We start from the raw sequence: 13,920 nt of genomic DNA on the forward strand, positions 1-13,920 counted from the left end.
GTTCATTCACTTCTTGAAGGGCCAGAGATGGAAGTAACGCCGGGATCTCTGGACGATTTCGGCAAGTCCCTTCGGCTCGAAAATGAGAAAGCCGACGATGAGGAGGCCGAAAACGATGGTGCGAACCGGCGAGAGCATCGCCGCCGCATTGGGAAGAACGGGGGTGAGCCAGTCGATGCCGAAGCGCAGCAGTTCCGGGACGAGGGTCATGAAGATGGCGCCGAGAATGCCGCCGAGGATTGTGCCCATGCCGCCGACGATGATCGCGGCGAGGAAGAAGATCGAATAGACGAACGGGAAGCTCTCCGGCGTCACGACGCGGAAGAAGTAGGCCCACATGCCGCCGGCAACGCCCGCATAGAAGGACGAGATCGCAAAGCTCATCAGCTTGTAGCGCAGCAGCGAGATGCCCAGCACCTCGGCCGAGATGTCGCGATCGCGGATGGCGATGAAGGCGCGCCCGACGCGGGTGCGGAAGAGATTGGCCGCGCCCAGCACCATCAGCGCGGTGATCGGCACGAAGACGAAATAGAGCTGGGAGTAGTCCGTCAGCGGCGTGCCGAAGAAGCTCGCCGGTGTCAGCGTCAGGCCGCTGTTGCCGTTGGTCACGCTCTCCCAGTTGACGAAGATGAAATGCAGGATGAACGAGGCGGCGATGGTGGCGATGGCCAGGTAGAGGCCCTTGACCCGAAGGCTCGGGATGCCGACCAGGATGCCGACCGCCGCGGCAATGATGCCGCCGGCGACGAGGTTCAGCAGGAAGGGCGTGCCGAGGTTCAGCTGCATCCAGCCGACCGTGTAGGCGCCGACCGCCATGAAGGCGGCCTGGCCGAGGCTGACGAGGCCTGTATAGCCGGTCAGGATGTTGAGGCCGGTGGCGCTCGCCACGTTGATGGCCACGAGGCAGGCGAGATAGAGCCAGTAATTGTCGAGCACGAAGGGCGCGATGCAAAGGCTCAGGGCGAACAGGGCCATCCACACGCGCTGCGGCCGGGTGGTCAGCAGCGCCTCGTCGGCCTGGTAGCTGTGCTTGGCGGTTCCGATCTGCATGTCAGAGACGCTCGATTTCTGTCGTGCCGAACAAGCCGTAGGGACGGATCATCAAGGCGACGAGGAGGAGGCCGAATGTGGTGACGAGCTTGTATTCGCCGCCGAGATAGGTCCCGGCCCAGGCCTCGATGAGGCCGATGACGAGGCCGCCGACAAGGGCTCCGGCGACGGAGTCGAGACCGCCGACGATGACCACGACCAGCGCGGACAGGCCGAAGACGCCCATGGCCGGCGAGATGCCGCCGATGGAACCGAGCAGGACGCCGGCGCCGGCGGCAGTGCCGCAGCCGATCACCCAGGCGAGCGAGAAGACGCCCGGCACGTTGATGCCACAGGAATACGCCGCGGCCTGGTCGGTTGCCGTCGCCCGCAGCGCGACGCCGCCGCGCCAGAAGCGGAAAAGGGCGAGAAAGACCGCGATCACCACGGCGGCAACCGCGAAGGCGATGGCGATCTTGCGCGAGACATAGGCCTCGCCGATGAAGATCGGCGCATTGCCCATGAAGGCGGGCAGAGCGCGCGGATCGGTGCCCCAGACGAGTTCGACGAGGCCGACCAGGACCGAGCCGAGGCCGATCGTCACCATGAAGACGGCGATCGGGCTCTCGCCGAGCATCGGACGGATCAACCCGCGCTCGACCACCGCGCCGACGAGGCCGCCGCCGGCGATGGCGAGCGGGATCGCCGCCCAGGCCGGCAGGCCGAGACCGGCGGCGAAGGCGAAGAAGAGATAGCCGCCGAGCATCAACAGCTCGCCGACGGCAAGGTTGATCACCCGCGTCGCCTTGTAGATCAGCACGAAGGCGAGTGCCGTCAGCGACAGCAGGGCGCCGGAGCCGAGACCGGCCAGCGTCACCTCGGTGAAGAAGAGAAGGTCGCTCATGCCACGTCCTCGCGCGTTTCGCGCTCTGCAGCGGCCGTGCCGCCAGCTGCGCCGGCCTCGCCCTTGAGCCGGGCCATCAGTGCGGCGGGATCGCCGCTGCCGAGATAGGCTTCCGTCACATGCGGGTCCGCCTGCACTTCTTGCGGCAGGCCGCTGGCGATGACCTCGCCGAAATTCAGCACGACCACATGGTCGGAGATGTCCATGACCATGCCCATGTCGTGCTCGACCATCAGGATCGTGGTGCCCCATTCCTCCTTCACGTCGAGGATGAAGCGGGCCATGTCCTCGGTTTCCTCGCGGTTCATGCCGGCGACCGGCTCGTCGAGGAGCAGAATGCGCGGGCGCATGGCCAGCGCGCGGGCCAGCTCGACCCGCTTCTGCAGGCCGTAGGACAGCGAGGCGACCGGCATGTTGCGGATGTGGTCGATCTCCAGGAAGTCGATGATGCGGCGCTCGATCTCGGCGCGCAGCTCCATCTCCTCGCGCTGGGCCGGCCCCCAATAGGCGAGGGCCTGCAACAGGCCGGTCTTCATGTGGGCGTGGCGGCCGAGCTTGATGTTGTCGAGCACGGTCATGCCGCGGAAGAGCGCGATGTTCTGGAAGGTGCGGGCGAAGCCGAGGGCGGCGCGCTCGGGCGGATGCATCCGCGTCACGTCGCGCCCGTCGAAGCGCACGCTCCCCTGCTGCGGCTTGTAGAAGCCCGAGATGCAGTTGAACATGGAGGTCTTGCCGGCGCCGTTCGGGCCGATCAGCGCCGTGATTGAGCCGGGCTCGGCCGAGAAGGACACGCCGCGCAGAGCCTTGAGGCCGCCGAAGGACAGCGAGAGGCCCTCGACCTCCAGGCGCGCGGCGCCGGTCTCGTGGGGCGCGGTCATCGGTGCCCCTTCCTGGTGCCTGCAACGGCAACCTGGCGGCGCACGGGCGCGATGGAGCCGGCCGCCAGCGGCCGGTCATGCAGAACCTGCGACATGTTCCTCCCAGTCCTTTGTCTTTCCGGTCGCGACCGGCGGCCCCCTCCAGAGCCGGAAAACCTCAATTCACGATGCGTATTGTCTCACCCCCGACAGACGCTCGAAGATGCTCTCCACCGGCTCGTCGATGTCGCGGCCGGCCCGCTCGAAGCCGCGCTTCCAGTCGACCACATGCCGCCGCATCCACAGGCGCGCTTCCTCCTTGTCGCGCGCGGCGACGGCATCGATCAGCCGTCGGTGGGCAGCGACCATGCGGCCGGCGCCTTGCGGCACCCGGCGGCAGATCAGCTCCGAGGTGGGAAAGAACAGGAGTGCGGCCGGCTCGCGCGCCAGTTCCAGCACCCGGTTGCGCGAGGCCTTGGCCATCAGCGCATGAAATTCCGTGTCGAGACCGGCAAGGCGCACCGGATCGTCCAGCGCCGCCTCGGCCATCGCCTGGTTGGCCTCCAGCGCGGCGAGGTCCTCTTCCGTTGCCTCGTCGACGGCGCTTTCGATCACCCCGAGCTCGAGGATCACGGCCGCCTCGAACAGCTCGCGAAAGGTCACCTGGTGCAGGACCAGGGCGCGGCTCATGCGGTCGGACAGCTTGCGGTAGTGGGGGAGGCAGACATAGAGCTTGCGGCCGGCCTCGCGCTGGACCAGTCCCGCCTGCTCCAGCAGGCGGATGCCCTCGCGCACTGTCGAGCGGTTGACGCCGAACTGGCGCACCAGCTCTGCCTCGGTGCCGATCTCGTCGCCCGGGCGCAGGCGCCCGGCCATGATCTCGCGCTCGATCGCCTCCGCGACCATCTGGTAGGCGGAGGGCACCTTGATCTTTTCGAAGCGACCCGGCTCCGCCATCGACATTGCTGAACGTCTCCTCCCGGACGGTTGCGGCACGCATCTTGGCGGCGCGCCTTGTCAGTTCGTCCCTTTGTCGGACAAAGGTTGGCACAAGCAGGTTTTGACCGTCAAGCGGATATTTCTTGCCCCTCTCGCCTCCGAATTTCCGCCAATGAGCTGCTGCTCGGTGACGATTCCGCGCTTTGCCGGTTTGTCGGACAAACGAAATCTAGCCGCGTCACGCGGCCATGGTCCGGCCGCGTCGCACGCTCGAAGGCAGGGGAAAATCCGAAGGCGACGCAGCGTCGGCTGCGATCAGCGCTCCCAGGCCTCGCTCGCATCCTGGACGGGCGAGCTCGCCGCCGGCCCCTGCGGTGCAGGCGCGTCCTCGTCGATGCGGAGGAGCCGGGAGCGCTGCTCGGCCGGGCCATCGTCCGACGCGTCGAGAATGACGGAGCTGGAAGCCGAATCGAGAATGATCGGCGCAGGATCCTGCGGCAGGCACGGGAGAGGTCGAGACGGGCTGAGACTGGCGCCGGCAACGGGGCGCACCTCGATCCGCGACCCGGCGGACAGGTTCAGCCTGACCTCGTGCTGGATCCGAGGCCGCTCGCCGTTGAAACTCAGCGTGAGCGAGTTGCCGCGCACATGGGCCAAGAAAAAGCCGCCGGCTATATAGGTATGGAAATACTGGTAAAATCCGGAACCGTCCGGCTGCTGGCTCAGCTGCAGCCGCCGCTGATGGCCCTCGCTGGCATCCTGATAGGTGACGGTGATCTTGTCGCCGGCTGCACGGCCGCGGTCGTCGATACCTTCGGCGAAGTAGACGGGCTTCGGCGCGGACCCGAATTTCTGGCCATAGGCGGTCTCTCCCGAGATGCCTCGACCGACCTCGCCGTAAGGAGAGGATCGGTCTCCGCCCGCCAAGGCCTCTTGCGCCCGCGCGGCTGCGGTCGCGGAGCGCTGGACGAGCCGTTCGAAGAGCGGCTGGAAGTAATAGTGCAACGCAATCAGGCTCTGGTCGCCGAGAACCCCGTCGATTGTGCCCTGGTAAAGCCCCTTGTCGCGCAGCGCCGACTGCAGGGCACGCCAGGCCGCAGCATCTCCCCTCCGCGGATAGGGGAGGTCGATTTCCAGCGGCGGCAGGTCGTTGGCCGGGAAATGCTTGTCCTGGAAGGCATCGCTGTAGCCGAGCCTGCTTGCCACCGCGCGATATCGCGGCATGTCGTGGGCAAGGTTCCTGGCATGCGAGAGGGCGCATACAAGTTCGTCGGCGCGGCTCTCCTCCCGTTTGGCGCCGCCCACCAGAGCCGCGACGACCGCATCGAGCTTGCCATCCACGGTCGGCAGAGGGCCGTCCTCCTCGCCTGCCGCTCCTGCAGTCACAAGATGACGGACGATGTCCGCGTGGCCGCCGAGAGCCGCGATCATCAGCGGCGTCCAGCCGTTGGCGGCCCGCGCGGAAACATTTGCGCCATGGTCGAGCGCGAAGCGGACGCTGTCGAGGTCGCCGAATTCCGCTGCCTTGAGCAGGATCGTGTCGGCGGCATCCGGGGAGAGCTGCAGGGAGGGCGGGGGAGGCTCAGGGCCGAAATCCTCCAGCCCGGCGACCTCGGCAAGGACCCTGACGGAGTAGCCGTCCTCGGTGATCCCTTCGAGACTGGCGCCGAGTTCCCGGAGCTTCAGCGCATTGTCGGTGCGGGCCTGCTGCAGTGCCCGCATGACCGGCGTGTAGCCCTCGGCGTCCTTCAGGTTCAGATCGACGCCTTGAGCTGCAAGGAAAGCCAGCGTGTCCGGTGAGCCGCGCATGGCGGCGATGGTCGCGAGGTTGGTGCCCGCATGCTCCACCGCGGCGAGATCCAGTCCGGCCTCGGCGAGCTGTTTCAGGGTGTCGAGGTCGTCGGCACGGGCGGCAGCCATCACCGCCGCATCGGTTCTGGAGATGCTTTCCTGAGCGGTGAGGATACCGGTTCCGACCTGCGGGCAGGTCATCAACAACACGGACAGGGAAACCGTCCGCAGGGCATTGGTCATCCTTCGCATACCGCTCCCCCTGTCCACCGCCTCAGAAGACGCCGCATGTCCGGCTGCCGCAATTGTTCCTGCTGCCGTTGGAGCCGGAATTCCGCCTGTCCGGCTTGCTTCTGCTCGTTGGGGTATCGCGCCCCTGCAGGCAGTTGGTCCAGCTCAGATGCGGATTTGCCTGGCAGTACTCGTAGCGGGATCCGCCGGGGTGCCCGCTGCTCCCGCCGCCCGAAGCCGTGCCGGACCGCGTTCCGCCCGCGCCGTTGCCGCGTTGGCGCGCGGCCTCCTGTTCTGCGGCCCTCCGGCGTGCTTCGTCCTGCCGTCGGCGCTCGTCCAGCACCTGGAACGCGGCATTCGCAAGCGCTCGCTGCTGCGGCAGAAGCGCCTCGAGTTCTCGCGACACCCTTGCGCGCTCTGCGTTTCCCCGCTCCGTTTCCGCCCGCTCCACTTCGCTGGTGATCCAGCGGGTCACGGCGTCGAGGCTATCGGCGGGCAGGGTGCCATTGGCCTGCGCTTCGACGATCTGCGTCATCAGTACCGAGTACGCGCTGTCCATCGGGGGCGTGCCGCCGGCCGCTTGCAGGTCCTGCATGGCCTCGATCCGCTGCAACTGGGTCGTTCGGCTGTGGAGCGCACGGTCCAGCTGCGAGGCGGAGCGGCGAGGATTGGCGGCGCTGTAGCCTCGCGTGTTCGGCGGGCTGTGGAGCTGGAAGCTGGAGGTCGCTCCTTCCAGATAGGCGAGGGCTGCGGCCTGGATGTCCTGCATCCGAGCCGTGCCGTGCTTGACGAAGGCGCGCGAGAGCTTTTCGGCGCCGCCCGGGCCGGGCAATCCGCGCGCGTGGCGCAGCCGGTCGGACACCTCCAGCGGCAAGGCCTGCCCGTCGCGCAGCGCGGCATAGGGCTCCTGCTTGTGGCCGGCTCTGGCGCCTGCCTCGTTCAGAAAGCGCTGGGCGTCCTTGCGGGCCTGTTCTTCGGCTTCGCGGCGACGCGCTTCGGCGGCCTCCCGAATCTTCCAGTTCTCGAGGGTCTGCCGGCATTGCGCCTCGATGCGGGCCATCTGGTCCCTCAAGGTGCAGGTCTGCTGGTAGATCGGCAGGCATGCATTCGGGCCATAATGTCCGCATGCGCTCGTCCAGCCCAACTGGCTGTGCGACTGCTCGCATTGGCTGGCGCGGGCGTCGATCGCGTCCAGCCTTGCCTTGAAGGGATAGGCGGGGGTGTAGAGGTTGCAATCGGAGCTGCTGCGCGGCGACAGATAGTCCGCCGATGCGGGAGCCGCCGCAAATGCCAGCAGGGCGCCGGCGAGAATGCCCAGGACTTCGCGTTTCACCGGGCATCCTCCGGAGCGGACAATGTCACGTAGAGCAACAGACCCGCTTGCAGCCTAGCCGGGCAAAGGGCTTCTCTCAAGCGTCAACGCGCTCACGCAAGTGTGCATTGCTGCAAGTGCAGGGAAATGACCCTCAGGGCAGGCGCTGTGGTGATATCCGGGAGAGAAGTTGGCTGGGGAACCTGGATTCGAACCAGGACTAACGGAGTCAGAGTCCGCGGGTCTACCGTTAACCTATTCCCCAATGCCGTTGGATGCCTTATCCGGATATGGCCGGAAATCAAGGATTTTCAAGGTGCCGAGGCCTTTTGGGCCGCTTTGTCCCTGAAATCCTGCCGGAAGGTTTTCGGTAAAAACCGTCCGTCGCCCACCGCGAAGCGGCAGCGCATCCATGGGCGGCTTTTTATGAATGCGTGCCTGCGCTGTCAAGCATGGATGCCGGCTCAGCGAAAATTTGATCGCGCGTGCCTGTGTATATCCGCTCGCTTCATTCCCATATCGCAGGGAACGCCGCCATTGGCAGGTCACCGGCTCTCGTCGAGGAATGCGGGGGCTCGCAAGTTGCGGGCTGCGGATATGGTGGTAAACTCTACCTAACGACAATGCGTTTCCGGGCGGCGGCTGCAAGCAGGCTGCCGCAGGGAAAGCAGAGGCACCTGAGGGTGCCGGCAAGGACAGACTGTGAGCGAATCGGGACAGATGAGGCCGGGCAACGACCGGCTGCATCCCGGCTCGACACCGGGACAGGACGACGCGAGAGGCGCCGGCACAGAGCCCGCCAAGCGCAAGCGGTCCCGGAAGAGACGCAGGCCGAAGAATGCCGGGAGCATTCAGGCCGGGGTCTCCGGACAGGGTGCGGGACGCGCCGCCGGAGATCGGGATGCGGATGGACAGGCAGCCGACGTGCCCATCAAGGGCGGCGCGGACAGCAAGACTGCGTCCGCCGGCAGCCGGAAGCGGAGCCGCAAGCGCCACCGCCCCAACCGGGCCGAGCGCCGTGCGGGCGCTGCCCGTACCGACGGACATTCGACGGCGGAAGCACAGCCGCCTGCAAGCGGGCCGCAGCCAACCGCGGGCCGCCCTGGGGAGGTGGTGCGCGCAGCAAGAGCGCAGGCGGGCGATACAAACGAGCGCCGTTCGCGCCCCATTTCCGATTGCGAGAAGGCCGTCAGGCCCGCTGCAGCGCGAGCGCCGGGAACGGAACCTGTCGGTCGCGATCGCCGGGAGGTGGCGGCGAGCGGGCACGGATCACCTTGCGCTTCCGGTTCGCCGCGACATGTCTCCCGCGATGTACCGGACGTCTCCGACGAGGCGCAGGGACGCCTCTACGCGGCACTCGACCTCGGCACCAACAATTGCCGCCTGCTGGTGGCGCGCCCAGAGCAGCGCGGCTTTCGGGTCGTCGATGCCTATTCGCGCATCGTCCGGCTGGGCGAGGGGCTCGGCCATACCAACCGCCTGAGCGATGCGGCGATGGAGCGGGCGATGGAGGCGCTGGCCTGTTGCCGGGACAAGCTGGAGGATCGCGGCGTCGAGCGGTTCCGCCTGATTGCGACCGAGGCGTGCCGGGCGGCCGAAAACGGCCCGCAATTCATCGAGCGCGTGCGGCAGGAGACCGGGCTTGCGCTGGAGATCGCTTCGCGGGAAACCGAAGCGCGTCTGGCTGTGGCAGGCTGCGCCTCGCTCGTGTGCCCGGATGCCAATGGTGTTGTGCTGTTCGACATCGGCGGCGGGTCCTCGGAGATCGTCTGGCTGGACCTGCGCAACCGCTGCGGTGCGCGGGGCGTGGCGCTCACCCGCTTCATCCGGGCGTGGATCTCGCTGCCTGTCGGTGTCGTCAACCTTGCAGAGCGTCACGGCGGGCGCCATGTCACTGCCGATACGTTCGAGGCCATGGTCAACGACGCGCGCGCGCATCTGGAGGCCTTCACGCTGGGGCGCGAGCTGAGCGCCGCCATCTGCGACGGCAAGGTGCACATGCTCGGCACCTCCGGCACCGTCACCACGCTGGCCGGCGTGCATTTCGGCCTGAAGCGCTACGACCGGCGCCGGGTCGACGGCGCGTGGATGGACAACGAAGACGTCACCGCGATGATTGAGCGGCTGCGCGCGATGCCCTATGAGGAGCGCGTCGACAACCCGTGCATCGGCGCCGACCGGGCCGATCTGGTGCTGGCCGGCTGTGCGATCCTCGAGGCGATCCGGCGGCGCTGGCCCTGTCAGCGGCTGCGTGTCGCCGATCGGGGCTTGCGCGAAGGCATCCTGATGGAGCTGATGGCCGCCGACAATGTCTGGCGCCGCAAGCCGCCGCACCGACAGCGCCCGCGCGGGCGCACGAGATAGGACAAGGCAATGACCACTTCGGGCCGCGGACGCGGCGACCGCGGCATGTTCGAGCGGGTGAAGACCGCGCGCAAGCGGTCGAACTCCTCCACCCGCTGGCTGCAGCGCCAGCTCAACGACCCTTATGTCCGCCGGTCGAAGATCGACGGCTATCGCTCGCGTGCGGCCTACAAGCTGCTGGAGATCGACGAGAAGCACAAGCTGCTGAAGCCGGGGCAGCGGATAGTCGACCTGGGCGCAGCGCCTGGCGGCTGGTGCCAGGTGGCAGCGGCCAAGACCGGCTCGACCGACGCCGATCCGCTGATCGTCGGTATCGACTATCTTGAGGTCGAGCCGCTTCCCGGCGTCGTGCTGCTGCTGAAGGATTTTCTCGACGACGACGCACCCGAGGCCCTGTTGCAGGCGCTCGGCGGCCATGCGCCGGACCTTGTGATCTCCGACATGGCGGCGCCGACCACCGGGCACCGACAGACGGATCACCTGCGCACGACTCACCTGTTCGAGGTCGCCGCTCTCTTTGCCCGCGAGAATCTGGCGCCGGGCGGCGCCTTCCTGTCGAAGGTGTTTCGCGGCGGTGCGGAGAACGACCAGCTTTCCGAACTGAAGCGCGACTACCAGACGGTGCATCACATCAAGCCTCCGGCGAGCCGCAAGGAAAGCCCGGAACTCTATGTGCTTGCGAAGGGTTTTCGCGGCCGCAAGGACTGAGACGAGGCGCCGGCCGTACCGGCTCCTGGAAGAAAAGCTCGCGGAAGGACCGCTCCTTCCGCGATCCCGCTTCCCTTCCCGTCGCACGCGTGTTAATGACCCGCGCCAACTTCTCCCATCTGCGATCGCTCTTCCGGACGCCTCCCGACCGGACGAGGTTCGTTTTTCCTGAAAGGGGAATTGGCCTATGCCCGCATTCTACCAGTCCATTCACGGTACGGAGGCTCTGACCTTCGACGACGTCCTGCTGATGCCGGGCCATTCCGAGGTCCTGCCGGCGGAAACGGACCTGCGCACCCGCATCACGCGCGAGCTCGAGCTGAACCTGCCGATCCTGTCGAGCGCGATGGACACCGTCACGGAAGGGCGTCTCGCCATCGCCATGGCCCAGGCCGGCGGCATCGGCGTCATTCACCGCAACCTGACCGTCGACCAGCAGGCCGAGCAGGTCCGCCAGGTGAAGAAGTTCGAGTCCGGCATGGTGGTGAACCCGCTGGTGATCGGCCCGGACGCGACGCTTCAGCAGGCGCTGGACCTGATGCAGCGCTTCGGCATCTCCGGCGTGCCGGTGGTGGAGAACGGCGGCGCCGGCGGCCAGCATGTCGGTCGTCTGGTCGGCATCCTGACCAACCGCGATGTGCGTTTTGCCTCCGATCCGGCGCAGCGCGTTGCCGAGCTGATGACCCGCGAAGGACTGGTGACCGTGCGCGACACGGTCAGCCAGGCGGAAGCCAAGCGCCTGCTGCACGCCCATCGCATCGAGAAGCTGCTTGTCGTCGATGATCGCCAGAACTGCGTTGGCCTGATCACCGTGAAGGACATGGAGAAGGCGCAGCTCAACCCCAATGCCTCGAAGGACGAGCAGGGCCGCCTGCGGGTCGCGGCTGCGACGAGCGTCGGGCCGGAGGGCTTCGAGCGGGCGGAACGGCTGATGGATGCGGGCGTCGACCTGCTGGTCGTCGACACCGCCCATGGCCATTCCGAGCGCGTGCTGGAGATGGTGCGCCGGGTCAAGGCGCAGTCCAACGCGGTGCAGGTGCTGGCCGGCAACGTCGCCACGGGCGACGGCACGCGGGCGCTGATCGACGCGGGCGCGGATGCGGTGAAGGTCGGCATCGGGCCCGGCTCGATCTGCACCACACGCATCGTTGCCGGCGTCGGCGTTCCCCAGCTGACGGCGATCATGGAAGCCTGTGCGGCGGCCGAGAAGGATGGCGTTCCGGTCATCGCCGACGGCGGCATCAAGTTCTCCGGCGATCTGGCCAAGGCGCTGGCCGCCGGCGCGTCCGGAGCCATGGTCGGCTCGCTGCTCGCCGGTACGGACGAGAGCCCGGGCGAGGTCTATCTGCACCAGGGCCGCTCCTACAAGGCGTATCGCGGCATGGGCTCGGTGGGCGCGATGGCCCGCGGCTCCGCAGACCGCTATTTCCAGGCCGAGGTGCGCGACACCCTGAAGCTGGTGCCGGAAGGCATCGAGGGCCAGGTGCCCTACAAGGGACCGCTCGCCAGCGTGCTGCACCAGCTCGGCGGCGGCCTGCGCGCGGCGATGGGCTATGTCGGAGCTCGCAGCATTCCCGACCTTCAGGAGAAGGCGCGGTTCGTGCGCATCTCCGGCGCGGGCCTGCGCGAAAGCCATGCCCACGACGTGACCATCACCCGCGAGAGCCCCAACTATCCCGGCGGCGTCTGAGCGCGGGACGGCTGACAGCTGACACGAAAAAAGCAGCGGGCGGGAGACATCTCCCGCCCGCTGCCGTTTCCGGCATCTCTTGCCCTGAACGCCGGTCGATCAGCTCGCGCCAGCTTCCGCGGCCGCGACAGGCGCGGCGCGGCGCCGCCCCCCGCGACGGGGCGCGCGCGGCTCCCGCGACATCTCCAGAAGGCGATGGGCGCAGGCGACGAGGAGCTCTGGGGCCTCCGCTGTCATGTCCTGCGCGGCATATGCGAAATACGCCTTCCAGGCGCGAATTTCCTTTTCGGGATCCGTTGTGGGGTTTGCTGATGGCTGGTTGATGTCTTTGCGCATGGCATCCTCCCTCGGTCGGCAAGATTTGGCGCTGGAGGACGTTATGGAAGCGTTATTTCTATTCTACTGATTGACACGTATTGGTTGAGTTAAAGGTGTTTTCTGTAAATAATAACAAGTCATTCCTACCTGAGGTTGATCATTAATACAATCCCTGCGGGAAGATGACCGGGAAATCAGCAGGGCACACGCCAACCCGGAAAGGCGCCCAGAGATTGGCAATCCGAGATGGATCGGCTAAAGCAGCCGAAAGGGCGCAGTGCCGACCGATGGGGCGGTGACGGGCTTGCCGGCAGATTTTGTGCGTCGCGCCACAGGGCAGCGGCTGCGCGTCGCGGGCAAATTCGCGACAGGCCGGCGCGCATGGATGGATTTCGAGGGCACGGAAGATGAAGGACGGAGGCCGCCTTGCGGCGGCAATCGAGATTCTCGGCGACGTCGAGCACGCGCGGCGCCCGGTGCAGGATGCGCTGCGCGACTGGGGACGGCAGCATCGCTTCGCGGGATCGGGTGATCGACTGGTCATCGCCAATCTCGTGTTCGACGCGCTGCGGCGGCGGCTGTCGCTGGCTGCGACGATGCAGGACGACAGCCCGCGCGCGCTGGTGTTCGCCACCTATGCGCGGATCTGGGGCTTTGGCGTGGAGGGCCTTCTTGCGGTCCTCGACGGCGACCGTTTTGCTCCCGAACCGCTGAGCGAGGACGAGGTCCTGCGGCTCGGAGCCGAGGCTCCCGCGGACATGGCTCCGCATGTGGCGGCCGATATTCCCGAATGGCTCTGGCCGCAGTTCCACGAGGCTTTCGGCGATGCCGCGATCGAGGAGGGCAGGGCGCTTGCCGCTCGCGCGCCCATCGATCTGCGCGTCAACCTGCTGAAGGGCGACCGAGAGCGCATGCTGCGCAAGCTCTCGCACCTGTCCTTGCACGAGACGGTGATCTCGCCGGTGGGGCTGAGGATCGAGCCGCCGCTCGGAAAGGAGCGCGCGCCGCATGTCCAGGCGGAGGAGGGCTTCCGCAAGGGCTGGTTCGAGCTGCAGGACGAGGCGAGCCAGGTCGCTGCGCTCGTTGCCGCATCGGTCGAGCCGGCGCAGGTGCTGGACTACTGCGCGGGCGGTGGCGGCAAGACGCTGGCGCTGGCCGGTGCCATGGGCAATCGCGGGCAGATCTATGCCCATGATGCCAGCAAGCTGCGCCTTGCGCCGATTTTCGAGCGGCTGCAGCGGGCCGGCGCGCGCAACGTTCAGGTTCGCGATCCGGACGCCACATCACTTGCCGATCTGGAAGGGCGGATGGATCTCGTCTTCGTCGACGTGCCGTGCTCGGGTACTGGCGTTTGGCGCAGGCGGCCCGATTCCAAGTGGCGCATCACGCCCAATGCGCTGGCCGCGCGCGTGCGCGAACAGCGCGAGGTGCTGGCTGCCGCAAGCCGGCACGTGCGTCCGGGCGGGCACCTTCTCTATGCGACCTGCTCGCTGCTGCCTTGCGAAAATGGCGAGCAGGTGCGGGCGTTCCTGGCCGAGGCGGGTGAATTCGAGACGGTTTCGCTCGAGCCGCGCTGGACGGAGCTTTTCGGTGATGCCGCGCCGCGTCCGCGCTTCGAGGAGCCCGGCTTTGCGACGCTGAGCCCTGCGCGCACCGCGACGGACGGCTTCTTCATCGCTCTGCTGCGGCGGCGCGAAGAGGGCTGAGCCGAAAGTGTGAGCGATATCTGATGCGAGAGGCTGCCTGCGGGCAGTCTCTTTCGTTTCGGTAAGGCTGT

General features: G+C 67.2%; 11 protein-coding genes and 1 tRNA gene. 4 read left to right on the forward strand and 8 right to left on the reverse strand.

Annotated features, from left to right (window positions below; translation table 11 throughout):
* Positions 1–6 precede the first annotated feature (6 nt).
* From ACVJ6E_RS06210 to ACVJ6E_RS06240, 7 genes are all read right to left on the reverse strand, one after another.
* Complete coding sequence (locus tag ACVJ6E_RS06210; protein ID WP_120267507.1) at positions 7–1,050, reverse strand: branched-chain amino acid ABC transporter permease; 1,044 nt, start codon at positions 1,048–1,050, stop codon at positions 7–9.
* Between the two features lies 1 nt (position 1,051).
* Positions 1,052–1,933 (reverse strand): branched-chain amino acid ABC transporter permease, encoded by an 882-nt coding sequence (locus ACVJ6E_RS06215; RefSeq protein WP_120267508.1) that lies wholly within the window; start codon positions 1,931–1,933, stop codon positions 1,052–1,054.
* The gene (locus tag ACVJ6E_RS06220; protein WP_120267509.1) at positions 1,930–2,811 is read right to left on the reverse strand and encodes an ABC transporter ATP-binding protein; all 882 of its coding nucleotides are present in this window, start codon (positions 2,809–2,811) and stop codon (positions 1,930–1,932) included. The genes ACVJ6E_RS06215 and ACVJ6E_RS06220 overlap by 4 nt, the downstream gene beginning before the upstream one ends.
* Before the next feature lie 162 nt (positions 2,812–2,973).
* Positions 2,974–3,753: an FCD domain-containing protein gene (locus tag ACVJ6E_RS06225; protein ID WP_120267510.1), complete on the reverse strand. Its 780-nt coding sequence runs from the start codon at positions 3,751–3,753 to the stop codon at positions 2,974–2,976.
* A 291-nt stretch (positions 3,754–4,044) separates the two neighbouring features.
* Positions 4,045–5,763: an ankyrin repeat domain-containing protein gene (locus ACVJ6E_RS06230; RefSeq protein WP_158592617.1), complete on the reverse strand. Its 1,719-nt coding sequence runs from the start codon at positions 5,761–5,763 to the stop codon at positions 4,045–4,047.
* A gap of 31 nt (positions 5,764–5,794) precedes the next feature.
* The gene (locus ACVJ6E_RS06235) at positions 5,795–7,084 is read right to left on the reverse strand and encodes a hypothetical protein (RefSeq protein WP_120267512.1); all 1,290 of its coding nucleotides are present in this window, start codon (positions 7,082–7,084) and stop codon (positions 5,795–5,797) included.
* 170 nt (positions 7,085–7,254) lie between these two features.
* Positions 7,255–7,328: transfer RNA gene (locus tag ACVJ6E_RS06240), tRNA-Gln, on the reverse strand.
* 983 nt (positions 7,329–8,311) lie between these two features.
* On the opposite strand from ACVJ6E_RS06240, the gene ACVJ6E_RS06245 reads away from it, so the two are divergent.
* The 3 genes from ACVJ6E_RS06245 to guaB all read left to right on the forward strand — a co-directional run bounded on the left by ACVJ6E_RS06245 (position 8,312) and on the right by guaB (position 11,825).
* Positions 8,312–9,427 carry a Ppx/GppA phosphatase family protein gene (locus tag ACVJ6E_RS06245; protein WP_491676412.1) on the forward strand — a complete coding sequence of 372 codons (1,116 nt, stop codon included), beginning with the start codon at positions 8,312–8,314 and terminating at the stop codon, positions 9,425–9,427.
* 9 nt (positions 9,428–9,436) lie between these two features.
* Positions 9,437–10,135 carry an RlmE family RNA methyltransferase gene (locus ACVJ6E_RS06250; protein WP_120267514.1) on the forward strand — a complete coding sequence of 233 codons (699 nt, stop codon included), beginning with the start codon at positions 9,437–9,439 and terminating at the stop codon, positions 10,133–10,135.
* A 187-nt stretch (positions 10,136–10,322) separates the two neighbouring features.
* Positions 10,323–11,825: an IMP dehydrogenase gene (guaB, locus tag ACVJ6E_RS06255; protein WP_120267515.1), complete on the forward strand. Its 1,503-nt coding sequence runs from the start codon at positions 10,323–10,325 to the stop codon at positions 11,823–11,825.
* A gap of 99 nt (positions 11,826–11,924) precedes the next feature.
* Here the strand turns inward: guaB and ACVJ6E_RS06260 are convergent, their stop codons facing one another.
* On the reverse strand, positions 11,925–12,161 hold the full coding sequence (locus ACVJ6E_RS06260; RefSeq protein WP_120267516.1) for a hypothetical protein: 237 nt from the start codon (positions 12,159–12,161) through the stop codon (positions 11,925–11,927).
* 389 nt (positions 12,162–12,550) lie between these two features.
* Between ACVJ6E_RS06260 and ACVJ6E_RS06265 the strand changes: the two genes are divergently transcribed.
* Entirely contained in the window at positions 12,551–13,849 is a 1,299-nt protein-coding gene (locus ACVJ6E_RS06265) for an RsmB/NOP family class I SAM-dependent RNA methyltransferase (protein ID WP_120267517.1), read from the forward strand.
* The last annotated feature ends 71 nt before the right edge of the window (positions 13,850–13,920 follow it).

It is taken from the genome of Stappia sp. G46H5W (assembly GCF_058448995.1).

Coding starts and splice junctions, on each gene's coding strand:
- ACVJ6E_RS06210 (WP_120267507.1), bottom strand. CDS start 1,050: ATGCAGATCGGAACCGCCAAGCACAGCTACCAGGCCGACGAGGCGCTG.
- guaB (WP_120267515.1), top strand. CDS start 10,323: ATGCCCGCATTCTACCAGTCCATTCACGGTACGGAGGCTCTGACCTTC.
- ACVJ6E_RS06225 (WP_120267510.1), bottom strand. CDS start 3,753: ATGTCGATGGCGGAGCCGGGTCGCTTCGAAAAGATCAAGGTGCCCTCC.
- ACVJ6E_RS06250 (WP_120267514.1), top strand. CDS start 9,437: ATGACCACTTCGGGCCGCGGACGCGGCGACCGCGGCATGTTCGAGCGG.
- ACVJ6E_RS06215 (WP_120267508.1), bottom strand. CDS start 1,933: ATGAGCGACCTTCTCTTCTTCACCGAGGTGACGCTGGCCGGTCTCGGC.
- ACVJ6E_RS06260 (WP_120267516.1), bottom strand. CDS start 12,161: ATGCGCAAAGACATCAACCAGCCATCAGCAAACCCCACAACGGATCCC.
- ACVJ6E_RS06220 (WP_120267509.1), bottom strand. CDS start 2,811: ATGACCGCGCCCCACGAGACCGGCGCCGCGCGCCTGGAGGTCGAGGGC.
- ACVJ6E_RS06230 (WP_158592617.1), bottom strand. CDS start 5,763: ATGACCAATGCCCTGCGGACGGTTTCCCTGTCCGTGTTGTTGATGACC.
- ACVJ6E_RS06265 (WP_120267517.1), top strand. CDS start 12,551: ATGAAGGACGGAGGCCGCCTTGCGGCGGCAATCGAGATTCTCGGCGAC.